A 16,586-nucleotide genomic window follows, 5' to 3' on the forward strand; every position below is an offset into this window, starting at 1 on the left:
AAAAGGCGCTACGATCGCTCGTAACGCCTTCATTGCTACTGCTAAATTCGTGGTAGGCCGTGCGGGATTCGAACCTGCGACCAACGGATTAAAAGTCCGCTGCTCTACCAGCTGAGCTAACGACCCGAAAGAGGCAGCATTATAGCCGGGCGTTGCGGTTTGCGCTAGTGCCTTTGCATAGGCTGGCATCAACCCAGCGCTGCAGTCACCTTCAGCACCTCATCAACCGTGGTCACCCCTTCGACAACCTTCATCGCCCCGGCAATCCGCAGCGGCTTCATGCCATCGGCCACGCTCTGCTGGCGCAGCTTCTGAATGTCGCCGGATTCCCGGATGACGTGCGCGAATCCTTCGCTCACCGTCAGCAGCTCATAGATGCCGGTACGCCCACGGTAACCAGTCTGCCGGCACTCCGGACACCCGATCGGACGGTACACGCTCGTCGGCCTGGGAATATTCCACGCACCCCCAATACCCTGCCACACTTCATCGCTCAGCTCGCCCCCAGCCGCCTTGCAGTCTGGGCAGAGCGTGCGGACCAGCCGCTGCGCCATCACCCCGATCAGCGTCGTCTCGAGCAGATAATCCGGCACTCCCAGCTCCAGCAAGCGCACCACTGCAGCCGGCGCATCGTTCGTATGCAGCGTCGAAAACACCAGGTGCCCCGTCAACGCCGCCTGGATCGCCATCTCGGCCGTCTGCAGATCGCGAATCTCGCCCACCATGATGATGTCCGGGTCCTGCCGCATCAGCGCGCGCACGCCATCCGCAAACGACAAATCGATCCCCGGTTGCACCTGCATCTGGTTGAACGAAGCCTCGACCATTTCGATCGGGTCCTCGACCGTGCACACGTTCACCTCGCTGGTCGCCAGCGCTTTCAGGGTCGTATACAAAGTCGTCGTCTTGCCCGACCCGGTCGGTCCGGTAACGAGGATGATCCCGTGCGGCCGATTGGTCAGCGCATCCCAGCGCGCCGCATCGTCCGGCGGAAAGCCCAGTTCCGGCAGCGTTTTGACGACCACTTCCGGATCGAAAATACGCATGACGAGCTTTTCGCCAAACGCCGTCGGCAGCGTCGACAGGCGCAGCTCGACTTCCTGGCCGCCTGCGGTACGCGTCTTGATCCGCCCATCCTGCGGCCGCCGTTTTTCGATCACGTCCATTCGCCCCAGCAGCTTGATGCGCGCCGTCATGGCGATCATGACCACGGCCGGCACCTGGTAGACCTGGTGCAGCACGCCATCGATGCGGAAACGGATCACCGCGAATTCGCGTTTCGGCTCCAGGTGAATATCCGATGCGCGCTGTTCGAAGGCATAACTCCACAGCCAGTCGACGATGTTGACGATGTGCTGGTCATTTGCATCGAACTGCTTGTTCGACTTGCCCAGTTCGACCAGTTGCTCGAAGTTGTTGCGCATCGCCAGGTCTTGCCCGGTGCTGCGGTTGGCATCGCGGATCGTCTTGGCCAGGCTGAAAAACTGCGAGATGTACTGGGCGATGTCGAGCGGATTGGCCAGCACCAGTTCGATCTTGCGGCGCGAGACCTTGGCGATCTCCGCTTCCCACTCCACATTGGCCGGATCGGCCGTCGCCACCACCAGCGTGGAGCCGGTCATTTCCACCGGCAGGATATTGAAGCGCGCCGCATAGCTGGCCGACATCACGTCGGCCACCTTGGTGAAATCGATCTTCAGCGGATCGATGCGGATGAAGGGCAGGCCGACCTTGCTCGCGCACCATTCGGTCAGCGCGTCGAGCGTCAGCAGTCGGTGCGGCGGCTGGGCCGAGACCAGCTTGCACTGGGCCACCGCGGTGAGCGGATGCATCGATCCGGCCGCATTCTTGAGGATGCCCTGCGCATGGGAAAAATGCGCCTTGACGTGTTCCTTGGTGACGATGCCGTCCGCCAGCAGCCAGGAGAAAATCGACTGCAGGTCGAGCGCGCGCATGCGCGGCGCCTTGGACGTAGAGGGGATGGCACTCGTGTTCACGTTCGGCTCCCGAGGGTTTGCTTCAGTCGGCGGCGAAAATGCCCTTGACCCAGGTCTTCGCCGGCAGCTTGGTGCCGGCCACGATCTGCGCCGCGCGCGCGGTCAGCGCTTCCTTGTCCAGCTGCGGGCGGTTCTTGAAGCATAGCGCCACCACATTGCCTTCGTGGACTTCCGGCAGGCAGATCACGTGCTCGAAGGCGAATTTCATCGCCTTCAGGTTCTTGGCGTAGCTCGGATGGTCGCCGAACAGGTTGACCGTCATGATGCCGCCCTCGGCCAGGCACTCGTTGCAGGCCTGGTAGAACTCCGGCGTATCGAGGACCGGCCCGCGCGCGGTGGCGTCGTACAGGTCGCATTGCAGCACGTCGATCGCACCGTGATTGGCAGGGTCGTGGACGAAATCCATCGCATCCATTTCCAGCACGCTCAGGCGCTCGTCCTCCGGCGGCAGCTTGAACATCGAGGCGCAGATGCCGATCACTGCGGCATTGAGTTCGACCGCGGTGACGCTCGCCTCCGGGAATTGGCGGTAGCAGAACTTGGTCAAGGTGGCAGCACCAAGGCCCAGCTGCACGATGACGCGCGGCGATTCGATGAACAGCATCCAGGCCATCATCTGCTGCGCGTATTCCAGCTCCGGCCAGTCCGGCTTGCGGATGCGCATCGCTCCCTGCACCCATTCGGTGCCGAAGTGAAGGTAGCGGACGCCGTCCTGTTCGGACAGGGTGACGGGGGCGAACTTCGGCTTGCGCGTGGGACGGCGCGAGGATTCGGCCTGTTCGATGGATTTACGTTTGATGAGCATAGGGCAACCTGGTTGAGTCGCCCTATTATCGGGGGAGGGGTTCCCGCAGCGCAAGCGCGGGATCCCGTGGCGCCGGCTGGAAGCCGGCGCCGAGATTAATAATCGATCGGCTGGACCGAGACGCGCAGGCGCACGCGGTTGCCCGGATCGCGGTTCATCAGCGTGGTGTAGGTCTGGCCGCGGAATTCATAGGTGACGTCGTAGCCGGCGGTGCGCGACTCGTAGGCATCGACGGTACGGCACTGGCGCACGGCCTGTTCCTGCACGCCGCCCTGCTGGCGGTTGTTGTTTTCCGCGCGGTCGCCGACCATGGCGCCGGCGATGGCGCCGGCCGCCGTCGCGGCGACACGGCCGCTACCGCTGCCGACCTGGTTGCCGAGCAGGCCGCCGACGATACCCCCGACGATGCCGCCGCCCGCCCCACGCTGCTGCTCGACCGGCACCTGCACGTACTCGGTGCGGCATTCCTGGCGCGGCATGCGGATCTGTTCCACGCGCGGCTGGACACGCACCACGCGGCCGAAGTCTTCGAAATCCTGGGCCTGGGCCAGCGGCAGTGCGGCAATGCCCATGGCGGCGATGATCAGTTTGGCTTGAAAGTTCATGTTCTACCTCGTAGTGGGGACGATCGACGAGTCTGGTGGGGGAAAGGGAACCGACCGGACTTTGATGCCTCCTATGGTAATCCGATCCCGGCGGACTCAACGAATCTGTGTGGCAACAAAATGTAACAGCAGCGCAACCATCTTTCTTCCAGCGCCAGAATGGCAGGGGCCTGGTCGGAGGCCTTATTTATACAGATGTCGTCCTACCATTTTTTACAAATACAATTCCTGTAATCACATTTGGGTTGCTTCCAATACCACAAAACGTTACCCTTACACAAATCAGGGTCTTATTGGCGCGTGGAAATGACAATAGGAGTGCCGACCTGGTCAACTTGAGGAAAAAATGAGTTTGTTGATGAGAGTGCCGCCCAATCTTGTGCAGTCGATCCGCGCCTTCCGCGTCGTCGAGCTGCAGCAGGAGGCTGCGCGCCTTGGTCAGCACTTCTTGTATGCACATTGTGCCAATACCTTGACCAAGCAGCAGGTGTGCGCCCGCATCGGCGAAAACTTTTATTTCCCCAAGCCCTGCAGCAAGAACTTCGACGCGTTGCGCAAGTGTCTCACCGAGACCGTCGCCGAGGCCGGTCCGCAGCCGGGCTTCCTCGTCGTTCTGGAACAGTTGCCAAGCGCACAAAAATTCGACAAGGAAGCGCGCGAGAATCTGCTCGACGTGTTCCGCGACGCCGCCGAATTCTGGGCCGAGAAGAAGGTCCCGTTCCGCGTCTTCTACTCTTTCGCGATTCCAGCCTAAGAGCGCCTCGAACGGCCGGCATACCCCCGCCCGCCGCGGTTGCCCGCCGGCGATACGGTACAATGCGGGGTATGAAAAATATCGTGATCCTCATTTCCGGCCGTGGCAGCAACATGGAAGCGCTTGTGCGCGCCCTTGAAACCGAAGGCTGGCCGGCCAGAATCGCGGCAGTCATCAGCAACAAACCGGAAGCGAAGGGCCTGGAATTCGCCGCCGCCCGCGGCATCCCGACCGCAGTCGTCGCCAACAAGGAATACGCAAGCCGCGCCGAATTCGACGCGGCGCTGCAGGAAACGATCGACCGCTTCGCCCCCGACCTCGTCGTGCTCGCCGGCTTCATGCGCATCCTCACTGCGCCTTTCGTCGAACACTACGCCGGCCGCATGCTGAACATCCATCCTTCGCTGCTGCCGCTGTTCCCGGGCCTGGGCACGCACCAGCAGGCCATCGACGCCGGCGAGAAGGAACATGGCGCGACCGTCCATTTCGTGACGGCCGAGCTCGACCATGGCCCGGTCGTGGCGCAGGCGCGCGTGCCGGTGCTGCCGGATGACACCGAGGACACGCTGTCCGCCCGCGTGCTCGTCGAGGAACACAAGCTCTACCCGTATGCGGTGCGCCTGTTCGTCGAAGACAGGCTCAGTATTGAAAACGGCGATGTGCGCATTAACGAAGCGCCCGCCGAAACCACCAGCATCTAAACAAAGGAACACAATGAGATTGCCACCAGCAATCCTCGGCAATACGGAAGAAGTATTGCGCGAGGTACTGCGCTTTACATCGCCGGCCGACGTTACACTATCGCGCTACTTCAAGGACCACCCACGCTTCGGCGGCCGCGAGCGCGGCGTCATCGCCGAGGCGGTGTATGCGGTCCTGCGCAACAAATCCTTCTTCACCGATTTCGCCGGCGCCGGCAACATGCCGTCGATGCGCAAGCTGGCCCTGCTGGGCCTGTCCGAAACCGTCGGCATCGATGCCCTCGGCGGCCTGAGCGAGGACGAAACGCAGTTTCTCACCCGCATCCAGGAAGTCGACCGCAAGCTGCTGCCGCCGCAGATGCAGGCCAACCTGCCGACCTGGCTGTACGACAAATTCGTGGCGCAGTTCGGCGAAACCGAAGCGCTCGAGCTGGCCGCGGTGCTGAACACCCCGGCGCCGCTCGACCTGCGCGTCAATTCCATCAAGGCCAACCGCGATGAGGTGATGGCGGAACTGGCCAAGGCGCCGATCGCTGCCGAGCCGATGCCATACGCACCGCTCGGCCTGCGCGTGTTCAAGAAGCCTGCGCTGCAGAATCTGCCGCTGTTCAAGGAAGGCGCGATCGAAGTCCAGGACGAGGGCAGCCAGGTGCTGGCCCAGATCGTGGGCGCGCGCCGCGGCGAGATGGTGGTGGACTTCTGCGCCGGTGCCGGCGGCAAGACCCTGGCGCTGGGCGCGACCATGCGCAATACCGGCCGCCTGTATGCCTTCGACGTCTCGGAAAAGCGCCTCGCCAAGCTGAAACCGCGCATGGCGCGCAGCGGCCTGTCGAACGTGCATCCGGTGCTGATCGCGCACGAGCGCGACGCCAAGATCAAGCGCCTGGCCGGCAAGATCGACCGCGTGCTGGTCGATGCACCATGCAGCGGCCTGGGCACCCTGCGCCGCAACCCGGATGTCAAGTGGCGCCAGAAGCCGGAAGCCGTGGCCGAGATGCAGGAAAAGCAGACCGCAATCCTGGATGGTGCGGCGCGCCTGGTCAAGAACGGCGGCCGCCTGGTGTACGCCACCTGCAGCCTGCTGAACGAAGAGAACGACGTGATCGTCGAACAATTCCTGTCGACCCACCCGGACTTCGAACTGGTGCCGATGAAGGACGTGCTGGCCGAGCAGAAGATTCCGCTCGAGATGGACCAGTATCTCAAGATGCTGCCGCACAAGCACCAGACCGACGGCTTCTTCGCTGCCGTGCTCCAGCGCAAGGCGAAAGCCAAGGCGGCCGAGGTAGAGAAAGCGGCCGACGAGGCCGGCGAAGAAGAAGCTTAACGCCGGAACATGCCGCTCCAGCAACTGCTGGCCGACCTGCTCGGCGACATCCACCAGCCTGCCATCCTGTGGCAGGCGCTCGCCATTGTCCTGTGCGTGGCAGTCGGCTGGGGACTGGCGCGGCTGATGCACCGGTCCTGGCTGCAGAGCCACCAGAACCAGCACCGCGGTCTGATCGGCCTGGGCATGGCCAGTTTCAGCCGCGTGCTGCCGCCGCTGCTGATCCTCGGCCTGCTGGTGGCCACGCGTGCCGTCATGGCGAACTACCAGAGCGTGCACCTGCTCGATATCGCGGTGCCGCTGTCCTCGTCGTTCGCAGTCATCCGCACCTTCTTTTACCTGTTGCGGCGGATATTCGCGCGTCACGGCCAACTGGGCGAAGCGCTGCAGACCTTCGAGAAGATCTTCGCGCTGGGCGTGTGGCTGGTCGTCGCCCTGCACATCGTCGGTGCGTTGCCGGACGTCATCCGCTTCTTCGATCACACTAAACTGCCAGTCGGCAAAGACGGGACGTCGCTGACCGAGCTGGTCGAAGGCATCGTGTCGATCGTGGTGCTGATGATGCTGGCGTTGTGGGCCGGCGCGGCACTGGAAGAGCGTCTGATGAAGGTCGAGCGCATGCACACCTCGAGCCGGGTGGTGCTGGCGCGCATGAGCCGGGCAGTACTGATCCTTGTCGCCGTGCTGTTCAGCCTGAGGCAGGCGGGCCTCGACCTGACGGTGCTGTCGGTATTCGGCGGTGCCCTGGGCGTCGGCCTCGGTCTCGGCATGCAGCGTATCGCGAGTAATTACGTGTCCGGCTTCATCATCCTGCTGGAACGCAGCCTGACCATCGGCGATCCGATCACGCTCGATAAATATTCCGGCAAGGTGGCGCGCATCAACACGCGCTACACGGTGCTGCGCGGTGCCGACGGTACCCAGACCCTGTTGCCGAACGAGATGCTGATTACCGGCGTGGTGCTGAACCAGTCATCGACCAACCGCAACGTGCGCGCCGTCACCAAGCTGACCGTGTCCTACGACAGCGACCTGTCGGTGGTGATGCCGCTGCTGGAAGCCCAGCCGCGCGGCGTGCCGCGGGTACTGGAAGAGCCGGCGCCGAATGTGCTGCTTAATGCCTTCACGCAAGACGGTTATGAGCTGGAAGTCGGTTTCTGGCTGGGCGACCCGGAAAACGGGCAGGGCGGGCCGATCTCCGACGTGAACAAGAAGATTTATGCACTTGTCCATTCGGGCGAGATCAAACTTGGCCATCCGTCCATGGATACGCGCCTGCTCGATGCACACATAACATCAGTTGTGGCGCGAACCCCGACCGCTTCCTGATCCATGCATGGGTTACGGTACTTAAATGTGCCGTGGGTCACTGGAACCGCGTAAAATGTGGGGCGCTGCCACGTTTATCTGGCGGACGATATCCATGGAGACTGAATGAATTTCTTTAGTAGCGACCCCGTGCAAGCTGTGCTGACTTTCCTGTCCACCGGCCTGCTGGATTTCACCGGCTGGCAGGTGTTCTTTGCCACGCTGGTGCTGACGCACATCACGATCGCCGCCGTGACGATCTACCTGCACCGTCACCAGGCGCACCGCGCCCTCGACCTGCACGCCATCCCGAGCCACTTTTTCCGCTTCTGGCTGTGGCTGACGACCGGCCAGGTGACCAAGGAATGGGCGTCGATCCACCGCAAGCACCACGCCAAGTGCGATACCGAAGAGGATCCGCACAGCCCGCAGACCCGCGGCATCCGCAAGGTGCTGTTCGAAGGTGCCGAGCTGTACCGCGCCGAGAGCAAGGTCAAGGAAACGATGGAGAAGTACGGCCACGGTACGCCGGACGACTGGATCGAACGTAAGCTGTACACCAAGCACAGCGCCATGGGCGTGGTGTTGATGCTCCTGATCGACCTTGCGCTGTTCGGCATCGTCGGTATGTCGGTGTGGGCGGTCCAGATGATGTGGATCCCGATCACCGCCGCCGGCATCATCAACGGCATCGGCCACTACTGGGGCTACCGCAACTATGACTGCAGCGATGCGGCCACCAACATCTTCCCGCTGGGCATCCTGATCGGCGGCGAGGAACTGCACAACAACCACCACACCTTCGCCACCTCGGCCAAGCTGTCGAGCAAGTGGTACGAGTTCGACCTGGGCTGGGGCTATATCCGCATCCTGGAAACCCTGGGTCTGGCCAAGGTGAAAAAGGTCGCCCCGGCACCGAAGTTCGCCAAGGGCAAGATGGTGGCCGACCTCGACACCCTGCAGTCGGTGATCGCGAACCGCTACGACGTGATGGCCAAGTATGCCAAGTCGGTGCGCCATGCTTTCCACGAGGAATTCGAGCACCTGAAGCACAAGGCCGAGCTGGAAGCGCGCTTCCTGAAGAGCTCGCGCAAGCTGATGCAGCGCGAGCCGGCCAAGCTGGAGTCGTCGCAGAAGCAGCAACTGGTCGAGCTGTTCCAGCACAGCAAGGCGCTGGAAACCATGCATCAGATGCGCGTGGAACTGGGTGCCATCTGGGAGCGTTCGCATGCAACCCGCGACCAGCTGCTGCAGCAGCTGCAGGACTGGTGCGCACGCGCCGAAGCCTCGGGCATCAAGTCGCTGCAGGACTTCTCGCTGCGCCTGCGCAGCTACGCATAAACAGTTCTGCGACGATAACAAGCGGCTCCTTCGGGAGCCGTTTTTTTTACTTCCCCTCAAATCAGCAGCACCTGCGCATCTTCCGGCAGCACCAGGCGCGCGCGCGGATCGAAGTCTTCGTTGCCCGTAAAGCGGTGGCAATAGACCGGCGAGTTCGCATGGTTGCGCTCCGGCTCGCTGGTCGGATAGCGCGCCAGCAGGCGATTGCCGTCGCGGACCTCGACGTAGGCGTTCGGCGACAGGCTGCAGACGGACACGCCCAGCTTGCGCATCGAGACCCGGTTCAGGAGGCGATGGTGCCATGGCACCAGCGGATCGATGGTCGCATGCACGTCGCGCAGCAGGCGCCGCATTTCGCCCACCGTCCAGGCATCCGGCGCCAGGGTGGGGATCAGCACCAGGTTGGCGCGCAGGTCGGCGGGATTCTTGTTGATCGAAAAGCTGCCGTCCTGCTGCGCAATGCGGTCGGCGACCGGGACGATGTACAGGCCGTGTTCGCCCGCACGCACCGGCAGCGATTCGCCGCCCCCTTCGAGCCACAGGGACAGGTCGTCGGTGCGGACGCCGGCCCTGGCCGGCCGCAGCTGGACCGCCAGTGCAGCCCTTCCGGCCAGGCTCTGCTGGACCGCCTTGGCCATCGGGTAGAACCATTCCTTGTAGGGCAGCAGGCGGGTGCGGGCAGCCTTGACTTCCACCGTCGGCAAGCCCTCGGGGGAGGGCGGCTGGGCGTGCACCGGCGAGCCGCACAGCAGGCAGGCGGCCAGGGACAACACGGAAAATTTCAGCAGAGAGAGCATGCCGCTCGTGGTGAAGTCGACAACGCCCTATGCTTTCACGCCCCAGCGGAAATGGCAATATATGCATTTCCGCGCCGCTGAGCGGAGTCAAGCTGCAATAAAAAAGCCGCCAGTCGAAACGGGCGGCTTTTTCGCAGAAACAAGATCGATTACTTGATCTTGGTTTCCTTGTAGATCACGTGCTTGCGTGCCTTCGGGTCGAATTTGGTGATTTCCATCTTCGCCGGCATGGTGCGCTTGTTCTTGGTGGTGGTGTAGAAGTGACCGGTACCTGCGGTCGATTCCAGCTTGATTTTGTCGCGGCCAGTTTTTGCCATGATAGCTCCCTAATTAAACTTTTTCGCCACGGGCACGCATGTCGGCCAGCACGGCGTCGATGCCGAGCTTGTCGATCACACGCAGACCGGCGTTGGACAGACGCAGGGAGACCCAGCGGTTTTCCGATTCCACGAAGATGCGGCGGTTCTGCAGGTTCGGCAGGAAACGACGCTTGGTTTTGTTGTTAGCGTGGGAGACGTTGTTGCCAACCATCACTCCCTTGCCGGTAACTTGGCAGACACGTGCCATAGTGCACTCCTTAAGAATATCCAAATTTGGAAAAACGAGAGTATAGCGTGGAAACCCACGACAAATCAATCACTTGCGAAAAACAATTGTGTCTTACTCCAGTGCACTTATTTAACAATTCCAGTTGAGTGAAGTAACTCCCTGTTTTCACGCTGATATTCCGTCTTTCGTCCTTACAGCTGGCCGTGTTCGGCGAAGGAGTGCACCTGTGTCCCGGCGACCACGAAATGGTCGAGCACGCGGATGTCGACCAGGGCCAGGGCCTGCACCAGGGCCACCGTCAGGCGCAGGTCGGCCTCGCTCGGATCGGCCACGCCGGAGGGGTGGTTGTGTGCCAGGATCAGGGCCGCGGCATTGCATTGCAAGGCAGCCTTGACGACTTCACGCGGATAGACGCTGGTGTGCGTCAGTGTTCCCTTAAACATTTCTCTAAATGTGATCAGGCGGTTCTTGACGTCGAGGAAGAGCACGACGAAGGATTCGTGCGCCTGCAACGCGAACTGGTGGCGCAGCCAGGCGCGCACCGCCTCGGGCGAGCACATGCCCTCGCGTTCGAACTCCTCGGCCACGGCGCGCCGCGTCAGTTCGATTGCCGCCTGCAGCTGGGCATACTTGGCCGGGCCGAGCCCGTGCAGGGCGCCGAATTCGCTCGAACTGGCGTGCAGCAGCCGGTGCAGCGAGCCGAAATGGTCGAGCATGTCGCGCGCCAGCGCCACCGCGCTCTTGCCCGCGACGCCCACGCGCAGGAAGATCGCCAGCAGTTCGGTGTCCGACAGCACGCCGGCGCCGCCGCGCAGCAGCCGCTCGCGCGGGCGTTGCTCTTCCGGCCATTCAGTGATTCTCATTGTCTGATCCTTGCCATAAATAAGGGCACGCCACGGCGCGAGAGTCGGGCGTGGCTTACAATAGCGGTTTGCGTGCGACACGTAGTCGCGATCGCCGTTCTACGGCAAGCATTAGAAGCTGTACCTACCTTGCAAGTCACTCGGCAAGTCCTTGATTTAATTACTTAAATCACTCAGGACTGACACCTAAATGCCGTGGGCTCCCTAGTTGCGTCCGCAATTCAGGGTGAAAATCAGAAAATCTTACTGCAACAACATCAGGTCCAAACACGTCGAAATCACGTCATTGATTGTGATTTAGATATCGTTGCGGCCCGTGCTTTCGCTCAAAAGCGAAAGAAGTGTTGTCCAGTTGCCACAGTTCAAGAAAATTTTCTAAAACGAACTTAAACAACGAGCCTCGGATCAGCAGGGGTAAGAAATGACCATCTACGGTCAAATTGAAACAAGGTAGCTCAGCAAGATCGTGCAAGCTCTGCGATACCTTGTCACACCCCATGTCTTCCTTAGGAGGATATGGGGCTGTGACCAAGTGTACGACCACTTGTCACCTAGTCGGACATGCGTCTCTGGCAACGGAGGGGTGTGAAGCTTCGACGACAATGTACCCCTGCGCAAGCAGCGTGCTCCCCATGTGAATGGATGCGCGGAGACTGCCAGCAGAAAGGCGGTTGAGGGGCTAGGTGAGGCTGCATGGGTAACATAAAGTGAACTGACGGGTGAACCCTCGTGACTATTAACAGGCCCAATCTGCTGGCGGCCTGAACCAAAAGGTACGTGGTCGGATGTCTCTGTGCAAACTGGGGACACGTCGTCATTGGACCACCGGGGGAGAGTCAGACCCTAAACAGTCATGTGCGGCGCAATCAGGCCGTGCTGGTTTCGCAGGGAACGTGGTAAGCCCGACCCGCCGCCTGCCCCAGAGTACCGGGGTAGGCAAGCAACCCGCAAGGGAAGCCCATGGCGGAGCGGGTATGGGAGGATGGAAAAAGCGAATGCCAACCTGTAATGGGTTGGATAGGGATTCGAAATTTGTCCTGTCGTGAAAGCGAGCAGACTTCCATCTGGTGCAATAGTCGTTCAGCGACTACATAGACAAGTAGCTTATCAGCCCCGAAGGGATGCATTTCTTCCCTTCGGGGGAGAAGTGCGTCCTCGGCGGGCATCACTACGACGAGGTTCCGCAATGAAAGTAATCGAAAATAGTTTCGGTTCTGCGTCCTCGCACGTCCCTACAGAGTGGGCCGCCATTGATTGGCGGCGCGTTCAGAAAAACGTGAGAGTCATGCAGATTCGTCTAACGAAGGCAACACAGGAAGGCAACTGGCGCCGGGTGAAATCCCTGCAACGGTGGCTGACCCGCTCGTTTAGCGCGAAAGCGCTAGCAGTTAAACGGGTGACGGAGAATCAAGGCAAGCGTACCGCGGGTGTGGACCGGCAGTTATGGGACACGCCGCTGCAGAAGTTTGCGGCGATTGCGCAGTTGGAGAAGCGTCGGTATCGGCCCCTACCACTTCGGAGGGTCTACATACCCAAGGCCAATGGGAAGGAACGCCCTCTAGGCATCCCGACCATGAAAGATCGAGCAATGCAGGCATTACACCTGCTGGCGCTAGATCCCGTCCTTGAAACGACGAGCGACCCGAACTCGTACGGGTTCAGGAAAAACCGCTCAACGGCAGACGCGATGTCACAGATCTTTCTCCAGACGTGTCGGAAGGCCTCGGCGCAATGGATACTGGATGCGGACATCGAGGGTTTCTTCGACAACATCAACCACAACTGGCTGATCGACAACGTCCGCATGGATAAGACGATCCTCCGGAAGTGGCTTAAGTCCGGAGTAGTCGACCGGGCGCAGTTGCTGGCAACCACAGCAGGGACGCCGCAGGGTGGCATCATCAGCCCTGCCTTGGCAAATTGGACGCTAAACGGACTGGAAACGGAACTAACCGCGTACCTCGGTACGCAGGTTGGTAAGTCAAAGGTCGAGAAGCTGAAAGTTGGTGTCATACGATACGCGGACGATTTCGTAGTGTCGGGTGCTTCGCAAGAACTGCTCGACATCGAAATCCGGCCATGGATAGAAGCGTTCCTGGCAGCACGAGGATTGCGGCTGTCTCAGGCCAAGACCAAGATCGTGCACATCGACCAAGGTTTTGACTTCCTTGGGTGGAATTTCCGGAAGTACGAGGGGAGACTGCTCATCAAGCCTAGTAAGAAGAACGTGGACGCGTTCTATGAAAAGCTCAGGAAGGTCATCGGGGAGCGTCTGATGGTGAAGCAGGAGGACCTGATCCGACTGCTGAATCCGATGCTACGGGGCTGGGCGCAGTATCACAGTCCCGTCGTGGCCAAGGAGGCACTCTCGCGCATGGAGTCGCTGTTGCTATGGCGGCTTATGCGGTGGGCCAAGCGAAGGCACCCCAGCAAGAACGCCGGATGGATTCGCCAGAAGTATTGGCGGTCAGTCGGAGGACGAAACTGGGTGTTTGCTGCGGACGTTGTCGCGAAGGATGGTAGCAAGAAGGTGATGGAACTGTACTCGCTTGCGGGTACTCCCATCGAGCGCCACAGAAAGATCAAGGGGGAATTCAATCCCTACGATCCGCAATGGGAAGAGTACGGCGAAGCCCTTCGGCAGGAGCGAATGTTGAAAAACATTGGCTACCGGAAGGAGTTGGCGACGTTGTACATGAACCAACGCGGCACGTGCGCGCTGTGTGGATACGAAATGAACATGGAAACTGGATGGCACGACCACCACATTGAGTACCGTGTGGCGGGAGGCTCCGAGGCCCTTCGAAATCGCGTATTATTGCACCCCAATTGCCATGCCCGAGTGCATAGCCAAAATTTGCAAGTTGTTAAACCGGTTCCTGTATAGGAACTTTTATTATGCTTGAGCCGTGTGCGGTGAAAGTCGCATGCACGGTTCTTAGGGGGGAGGGGTTCTGGTAACAGACCCTTCCTACCCTCCCTGCAACAGGCCTGCCTGTCATCACAAAGAACATGTCCAACGCACCAGTCGTCAACGAATCGTCCTACCTGACCCTGCATTATCGGCTTGCCACCGCCGACGGTACTGATCTCATCACTACCTTCAGCGGCACCCCGGCCACCTTGCTGCTGGGCCAGGGCCAGCTGGCACCTTTCCTCGAGTCGCGCCTGATCGGCCTGCCGGAAGGCGCGCACCAGACTTTCCAGCTCAGCGCGCTTGACGCTTTCGGCGAACGCAACCCGGAGCTGATCCAGGCGGTGTCGAAGGCAACGCTGCAAGAGAACTCGGTGCCGGACGCCGACTACAAGGTGGGCGAGCTGATCGAGTTCAACGCGCCCAAGGGCGGCCGCTTCGCCGGCGTGCTGCTGGAAATGCGCGAGTCCAGCGCGCTGTTCGATTTCAACCACCCGCTGGCCGGCCAGGCCCTGCAATTCGAAGTGAAACTGATTTCGGTTCTGTAAAACAGGAAACCTTCATGGACAACGAAATTCTGCTTGCCCAGCCGCGCGGCTTCTGCGCCGGCGTCGACCGCGCCATTGAGATCGTCGAGCGCGCCCTGCGCCAGTTCGGCGCCCCGATCTATGTGCGCCATGAAATCGTGCACAACGCCTATGTGGTCGAAGACCTGCGCAACAAGGGCGCGATCTTCATCGAAAATCTCGAAGACGTCCCGGCCGGCAACACCCTGGTGTTCTCGGCGCACGGCGTCTCGAAGGCCGTCCGTGCCGATGCCGAGGCGCGCGGCCTGACCATCTTCGACGCCACCTGTCCGCTGGTGACCAAGGTCCACGTGGAAGTGGCCAAGATGCGCAAGCAGGGCTGCGAGATCATCATGATCGGCCACGACGGCCACCCGGAAGTCGAAGGCACGATGGGCCAGGCCGACGAGGGCATGCACCTGGTCGAGACCGTGGACGACGTCGCCACGCTGCAGGTCAACAACCCGGACCAGCTGGCCTACGTGTCGCAGACCACGCTGTCGGTGGACGATACCGCCGACATCATCGCCGCACTGAAGCTGCGCTTCCCGAACATCATCGAGCCGAAGAAGGGCGACATCTGCTACGCCACCACCAACCGCCAGGAAGCCGTCAAGTTCCTCGCGCCCCAGGTGGAAGTCGTGGTAGTGGTCGGCAGCCCGAACAGCTCGAACTCGAACCGCCTGCGCGAAGTGGCGGACAAGATGGGCACCCCGGCCTACATGGTCGACAGGGCCGATGCAATCGACCCGCAATGGATCGCCGGCAAGAAGCGCATCGGCGTGACGGCCGGCGCCTCGGCCCCGGAAGTGCTGGTGCAGGCCGTGATCGACCGCCTCAAGGAACTGGGCGCGGCCAGCGTGCGCGCCCTCGAGGGTGTCGAAGAGAATGTGGTGTTCCCGCTGCCGAAGGGGCTGGACGGGGCCAAGGCCGCCTGAATAAGGCGTCTTTACATCGGAGCAAATTTGCCGAAATGAGGTGTTTTCCAGTGTAAGTTTTCCATTTGCCAAGTTATGATGGCGGCAATCGGAACATGAACGCCAGGCCAGGGACGGCACTGCGGGGATACCCGGAGTGCCGTTTTTCTTGGCCCGTCACGAAAGCGCGGACGCACAATGGAAACCTTCATTCAACAAATCCTCAACGGCCTGGTGCTGGGCAGCATGTATGCCCTGGTCGCCCTCGGCTACACGATGGTGTACGGGGTGCTCAACCTGATCAACTTCGCCCATGGCGACGTGCTGATGATCGGCGCCATGATCGGCCTGAGCATCCTCAAGCTGCTCGAGGCCTATGCACCCGGCCTGCCGGGCTATCTGCAGCTGGCGGCCGCCATCATCGGCGCCATTCCGGTGGCGATCCTGGTCAACATCCTGATCGAGCGCGTCGCCTACCGCCGCCTGCGCAATGCGCCGCGCCTGGCGCCCCTGATCACGGCGATCGGCGTGTCGATCCTGCTGCAGACCTTCGCCATGATGATCTGGGGCCGCAGCCCGCTGCCTTTCCCGCAGCTGCTCTCGCCCGAGCCGGTGTCGATCGGCGGCGCCCTGATCTCGCACACCCAGATCCTGCTGCTGGTGCTGGCGGCGCTTGCCATGGTCGCCCTGGTGCTGCTGGTCGAGCGCACCCGCATGGGCCGCGCCATGCGCGCCGTGGCCGAGAATCCGCGCGTGGCCGGCCTGATGGGGGTGGATTCGAACCGCGTGATCGTCGCCACCTTCGCCATCGGCGCCGCGCTGGCCGCGGTGGCCGGTGTGATGTGGGGCGCCAACTACGCCTCGATCACCTTCACCATGGGCGTGCTGCCGGGCCTGAAGGCCTTCTGCGCCGCCGTGCTGGGCGGGATCGGCAACATCTACGGCGCCATGATCGGCGGCATCCTGCTGGGCATCATCGAAGCGCTCGGCGCCGGCTACATCGGCGACCTGACCGGCGGCTTCCTGGGCAGCCACTACCAGGACATCTTCGCCTTCGTCGTGCTGATCCTCGTGCTGACCCTGCGCCCGTCCGGCATCATGGGCGAGCGCGTGGCGGACCGCGCCTGAACCAAGGAGGACAG

16 protein-coding genes and 1 tRNA gene are annotated in these 16,586 nt (G+C 61.4%); 9 read left to right on the forward strand and 8 right to left on the reverse strand.

Annotation, left to right across the window (positions count from 1 at the left end; genetic code table 11):
• Positions 1-50: 50 nt before the first annotated feature.
• From ACSQ25_RS04935 to ACSQ25_RS04950, 4 genes are all read right to left on the reverse strand, one after another.
• Positions 51-126, reverse strand: a tRNA-Lys gene (locus ACSQ25_RS04935).
• Positions 127-188: 62 nt separating this feature from the next.
• A complete protein-coding gene (locus tag ACSQ25_RS04940) occupies positions 189-1,955 on the reverse strand; it encodes a GspE/PulE family protein (protein ID WP_436104596.1) in 1,767 nt (588 codons plus the stop codon).
• Positions 1,956-2,019: 64 nt separating this feature from the next.
• Complete coding sequence (locus ACSQ25_RS04945; protein ID WP_436104597.1) at positions 2,020-2,802, reverse strand: spermidine synthase; 783 nt, start codon at positions 2,800-2,802, stop codon at positions 2,020-2,022.
• A gap of 95 nt (positions 2,803-2,897) precedes the next feature.
• Entirely contained in the window at positions 2,898-3,407 is a 510-nt protein-coding gene (locus tag ACSQ25_RS04950; RefSeq protein WP_436104598.1) for a glycine zipper 2TM domain-containing protein, read from the reverse strand.
• A 346-nt stretch (positions 3,408-3,753) separates the two neighbouring features.
• Between ACSQ25_RS04950 and ACSQ25_RS04955 the strand changes: the two genes are divergently transcribed.
• From ACSQ25_RS04955 to ACSQ25_RS04975, 5 genes are all read left to right on the forward strand, one after another.
• On the forward strand, positions 3,754-4,161 hold the full coding sequence (locus tag ACSQ25_RS04955; protein ID WP_436104599.1) for a barstar family protein: 408 nt from the start codon (positions 3,754-3,756) through the stop codon (positions 4,159-4,161).
• Positions 4,162-4,232: 71 nt separating this feature from the next.
• Complete coding sequence (gene purN, locus ACSQ25_RS04960) at positions 4,233-4,862, forward strand: phosphoribosylglycinamide formyltransferase (RefSeq protein ID WP_436104600.1); 630 nt, start codon at positions 4,233-4,235, stop codon at positions 4,860-4,862.
• A 13-nt stretch (positions 4,863-4,875) separates the two neighbouring features.
• Entirely contained in the window at positions 4,876-6,189 is a 1,314-nt protein-coding gene (locus ACSQ25_RS04965) for an RsmB/NOP family class I SAM-dependent RNA methyltransferase (protein ID WP_436104601.1), read from the forward strand.
• 9 nt (positions 6,190-6,198) lie between these two features.
• Positions 6,199-7,518, forward strand: a complete 1,320-nt coding sequence (locus ACSQ25_RS04970) for a mechanosensitive ion channel family protein (RefSeq protein WP_436104602.1) — start codon at positions 6,199-6,201, stop codon at positions 7,516-7,518.
• 105 nt (positions 7,519-7,623) lie between these two features.
• Entirely contained in the window at positions 7,624-8,838 is a 1,215-nt protein-coding gene (locus ACSQ25_RS04975) for a DesA family fatty acid desaturase (RefSeq protein WP_436104603.1), read from the forward strand.
• 56 nt (positions 8,839-8,894) lie between these two features.
• Here the strand turns inward: ACSQ25_RS04975 and ACSQ25_RS04980 are convergent, their stop codons facing one another.
• The 4 genes from ACSQ25_RS04980 to radC all read right to left on the reverse strand — a co-directional run bounded on the left by ACSQ25_RS04980 (position 8,895) and on the right by radC (position 11,047).
• On the reverse strand, positions 8,895-9,635 hold the full coding sequence (locus ACSQ25_RS04980; RefSeq protein WP_436104604.1) for a hypothetical protein: 741 nt from the start codon (positions 9,633-9,635) through the stop codon (positions 8,895-8,897).
• Between the two features lie 149 nt (positions 9,636-9,784).
• On the reverse strand, positions 9,785-9,952 hold the full coding sequence (gene rpmG / locus ACSQ25_RS04985) for a 50S ribosomal protein L33 (protein ID WP_005665735.1): 168 nt from the start codon (positions 9,950-9,952) through the stop codon (positions 9,785-9,787).
• Positions 9,953-9,965: 13 nt separating this feature from the next.
• On the reverse strand, positions 9,966-10,202 hold the full coding sequence (gene rpmB, locus ACSQ25_RS04990) for a 50S ribosomal protein L28 (RefSeq protein WP_026354825.1): 237 nt from the start codon (positions 10,200-10,202) through the stop codon (positions 9,966-9,968).
• A 173-nt stretch (positions 10,203-10,375) separates the two neighbouring features.
• A complete protein-coding gene (gene radC, locus ACSQ25_RS04995; RefSeq protein ID WP_436104605.1) occupies positions 10,376-11,047 on the reverse strand; it encodes a RadC family protein in 672 nt (223 codons plus the stop codon).
• 1,186 nt (positions 11,048-12,233) lie between these two features.
• Between radC and ltrA the strand changes: the two genes are divergently transcribed.
• From ltrA to ACSQ25_RS05015, 4 genes are all read left to right on the forward strand, one after another.
• Positions 12,234-13,934 (forward strand): group II intron reverse transcriptase/maturase, encoded by a 1,701-nt coding sequence (gene ltrA / locus ACSQ25_RS05000; RefSeq protein WP_436104606.1) that lies wholly within the window; start codon positions 12,234-12,236, stop codon positions 13,932-13,934.
• Positions 13,935-14,059: 125 nt separating this feature from the next.
• Positions 14,060-14,509: an FKBP-type peptidyl-prolyl cis-trans isomerase gene (locus ACSQ25_RS05005; RefSeq protein WP_436104607.1), complete on the forward strand. Its 450-nt coding sequence runs from the start codon at positions 14,060-14,062 to the stop codon at positions 14,507-14,509.
• A 14-nt stretch (positions 14,510-14,523) separates the two neighbouring features.
• Complete coding sequence (ispH, locus tag ACSQ25_RS05010) at positions 14,524-15,465, forward strand: 4-hydroxy-3-methylbut-2-enyl diphosphate reductase (protein WP_436104608.1); 942 nt, start codon at positions 14,524-14,526, stop codon at positions 15,463-15,465.
• 177 nt (positions 15,466-15,642) lie between these two features.
• Positions 15,643-16,572, forward strand: coding sequence for a branched-chain amino acid ABC transporter permease (locus ACSQ25_RS05015; protein ID WP_436104609.1), 930 nt, complete (start codon positions 15,643-15,645; stop codon positions 16,570-16,572).
• Positions 16,573-16,586: the final 14 nt, after the last annotated feature.

Origin of the sequence: Massilia sp. LjRoot122 (genome assembly GCF_964252725.1) — a bacterium.
In the GTDB taxonomy this organism is placed as follows: domain Bacteria; phylum Pseudomonadota; class Gammaproteobacteria; order Burkholderiales; family Burkholderiaceae_D; genus Telluria.

Coding starts and splice junctions, on each gene's coding strand:
- ispH (WP_436104608.1), top strand. CDS start 14,524: ATGGACAACGAAATTCTGCTTGCCCAGCCGCGCGGCTTCTGCGCCGGC.
- ltrA (WP_436104606.1), top strand. CDS start 12,234: ATGAAAGTAATCGAAAATAGTTTCGGTTCTGCGTCCTCGCACGTCCCT.
- purN (WP_436104600.1), top strand. CDS start 4,233: ATGAAAAATATCGTGATCCTCATTTCCGGCCGTGGCAGCAACATGGAA.
- radC (WP_436104605.1), bottom strand. CDS start 11,047: ATGAGAATCACTGAATGGCCGGAAGAGCAACGCCCGCGCGAGCGGCTG.
- ACSQ25_RS04950 (WP_436104598.1), bottom strand. CDS start 3,407: ATGAACTTTCAAGCCAAACTGATCATCGCCGCCATGGGCATTGCCGCA.
- ACSQ25_RS04955 (WP_436104599.1), top strand. CDS start 3,754: ATGAGTTTGTTGATGAGAGTGCCGCCCAATCTTGTGCAGTCGATCCGC.
- rpmG (WP_005665735.1), bottom strand. CDS start 9,952: ATGGCAAAAACTGGCCGCGACAAAATCAAGCTGGAATCGACCGCAGGT.
- rpmB (WP_026354825.1), bottom strand. CDS start 10,202: ATGGCACGTGTCTGCCAAGTTACCGGCAAGGGAGTGATGGTTGGCAAC.
- ACSQ25_RS05015 (WP_436104609.1), top strand. CDS start 15,643: ATGGAAACCTTCATTCAACAAATCCTCAACGGCCTGGTGCTGGGCAGC.
- ACSQ25_RS04940 (WP_436104596.1), bottom strand. CDS start 1,955: ATGCGCGCGCTCGACCTGCAGTCGATTTTCTCCTGGCTGCTGGCGGAC.
- ACSQ25_RS04965 (WP_436104601.1), top strand. CDS start 4,876: ATGAGATTGCCACCAGCAATCCTCGGCAATACGGAAGAAGTATTGCGC.
- ACSQ25_RS05005 (WP_436104607.1), top strand. CDS start 14,060: ATGTCCAACGCACCAGTCGTCAACGAATCGTCCTACCTGACCCTGCAT.
- ACSQ25_RS04980 (WP_436104604.1), bottom strand. CDS start 9,635: ATGCTCTCTCTGCTGAAATTTTCCGTGTTGTCCCTGGCCGCCTGCCTG.
- ACSQ25_RS04945 (WP_436104597.1), bottom strand. CDS start 2,802: ATGCTCATCAAACGTAAATCCATCGAACAGGCCGAATCCTCGCGCCGT.
- ACSQ25_RS04970 (WP_436104602.1), top strand. CDS start 6,199: ATGCCGCTCCAGCAACTGCTGGCCGACCTGCTCGGCGACATCCACCAG.
- ACSQ25_RS04975 (WP_436104603.1), top strand. CDS start 7,624: ATGAATTTCTTTAGTAGCGACCCCGTGCAAGCTGTGCTGACTTTCCTG.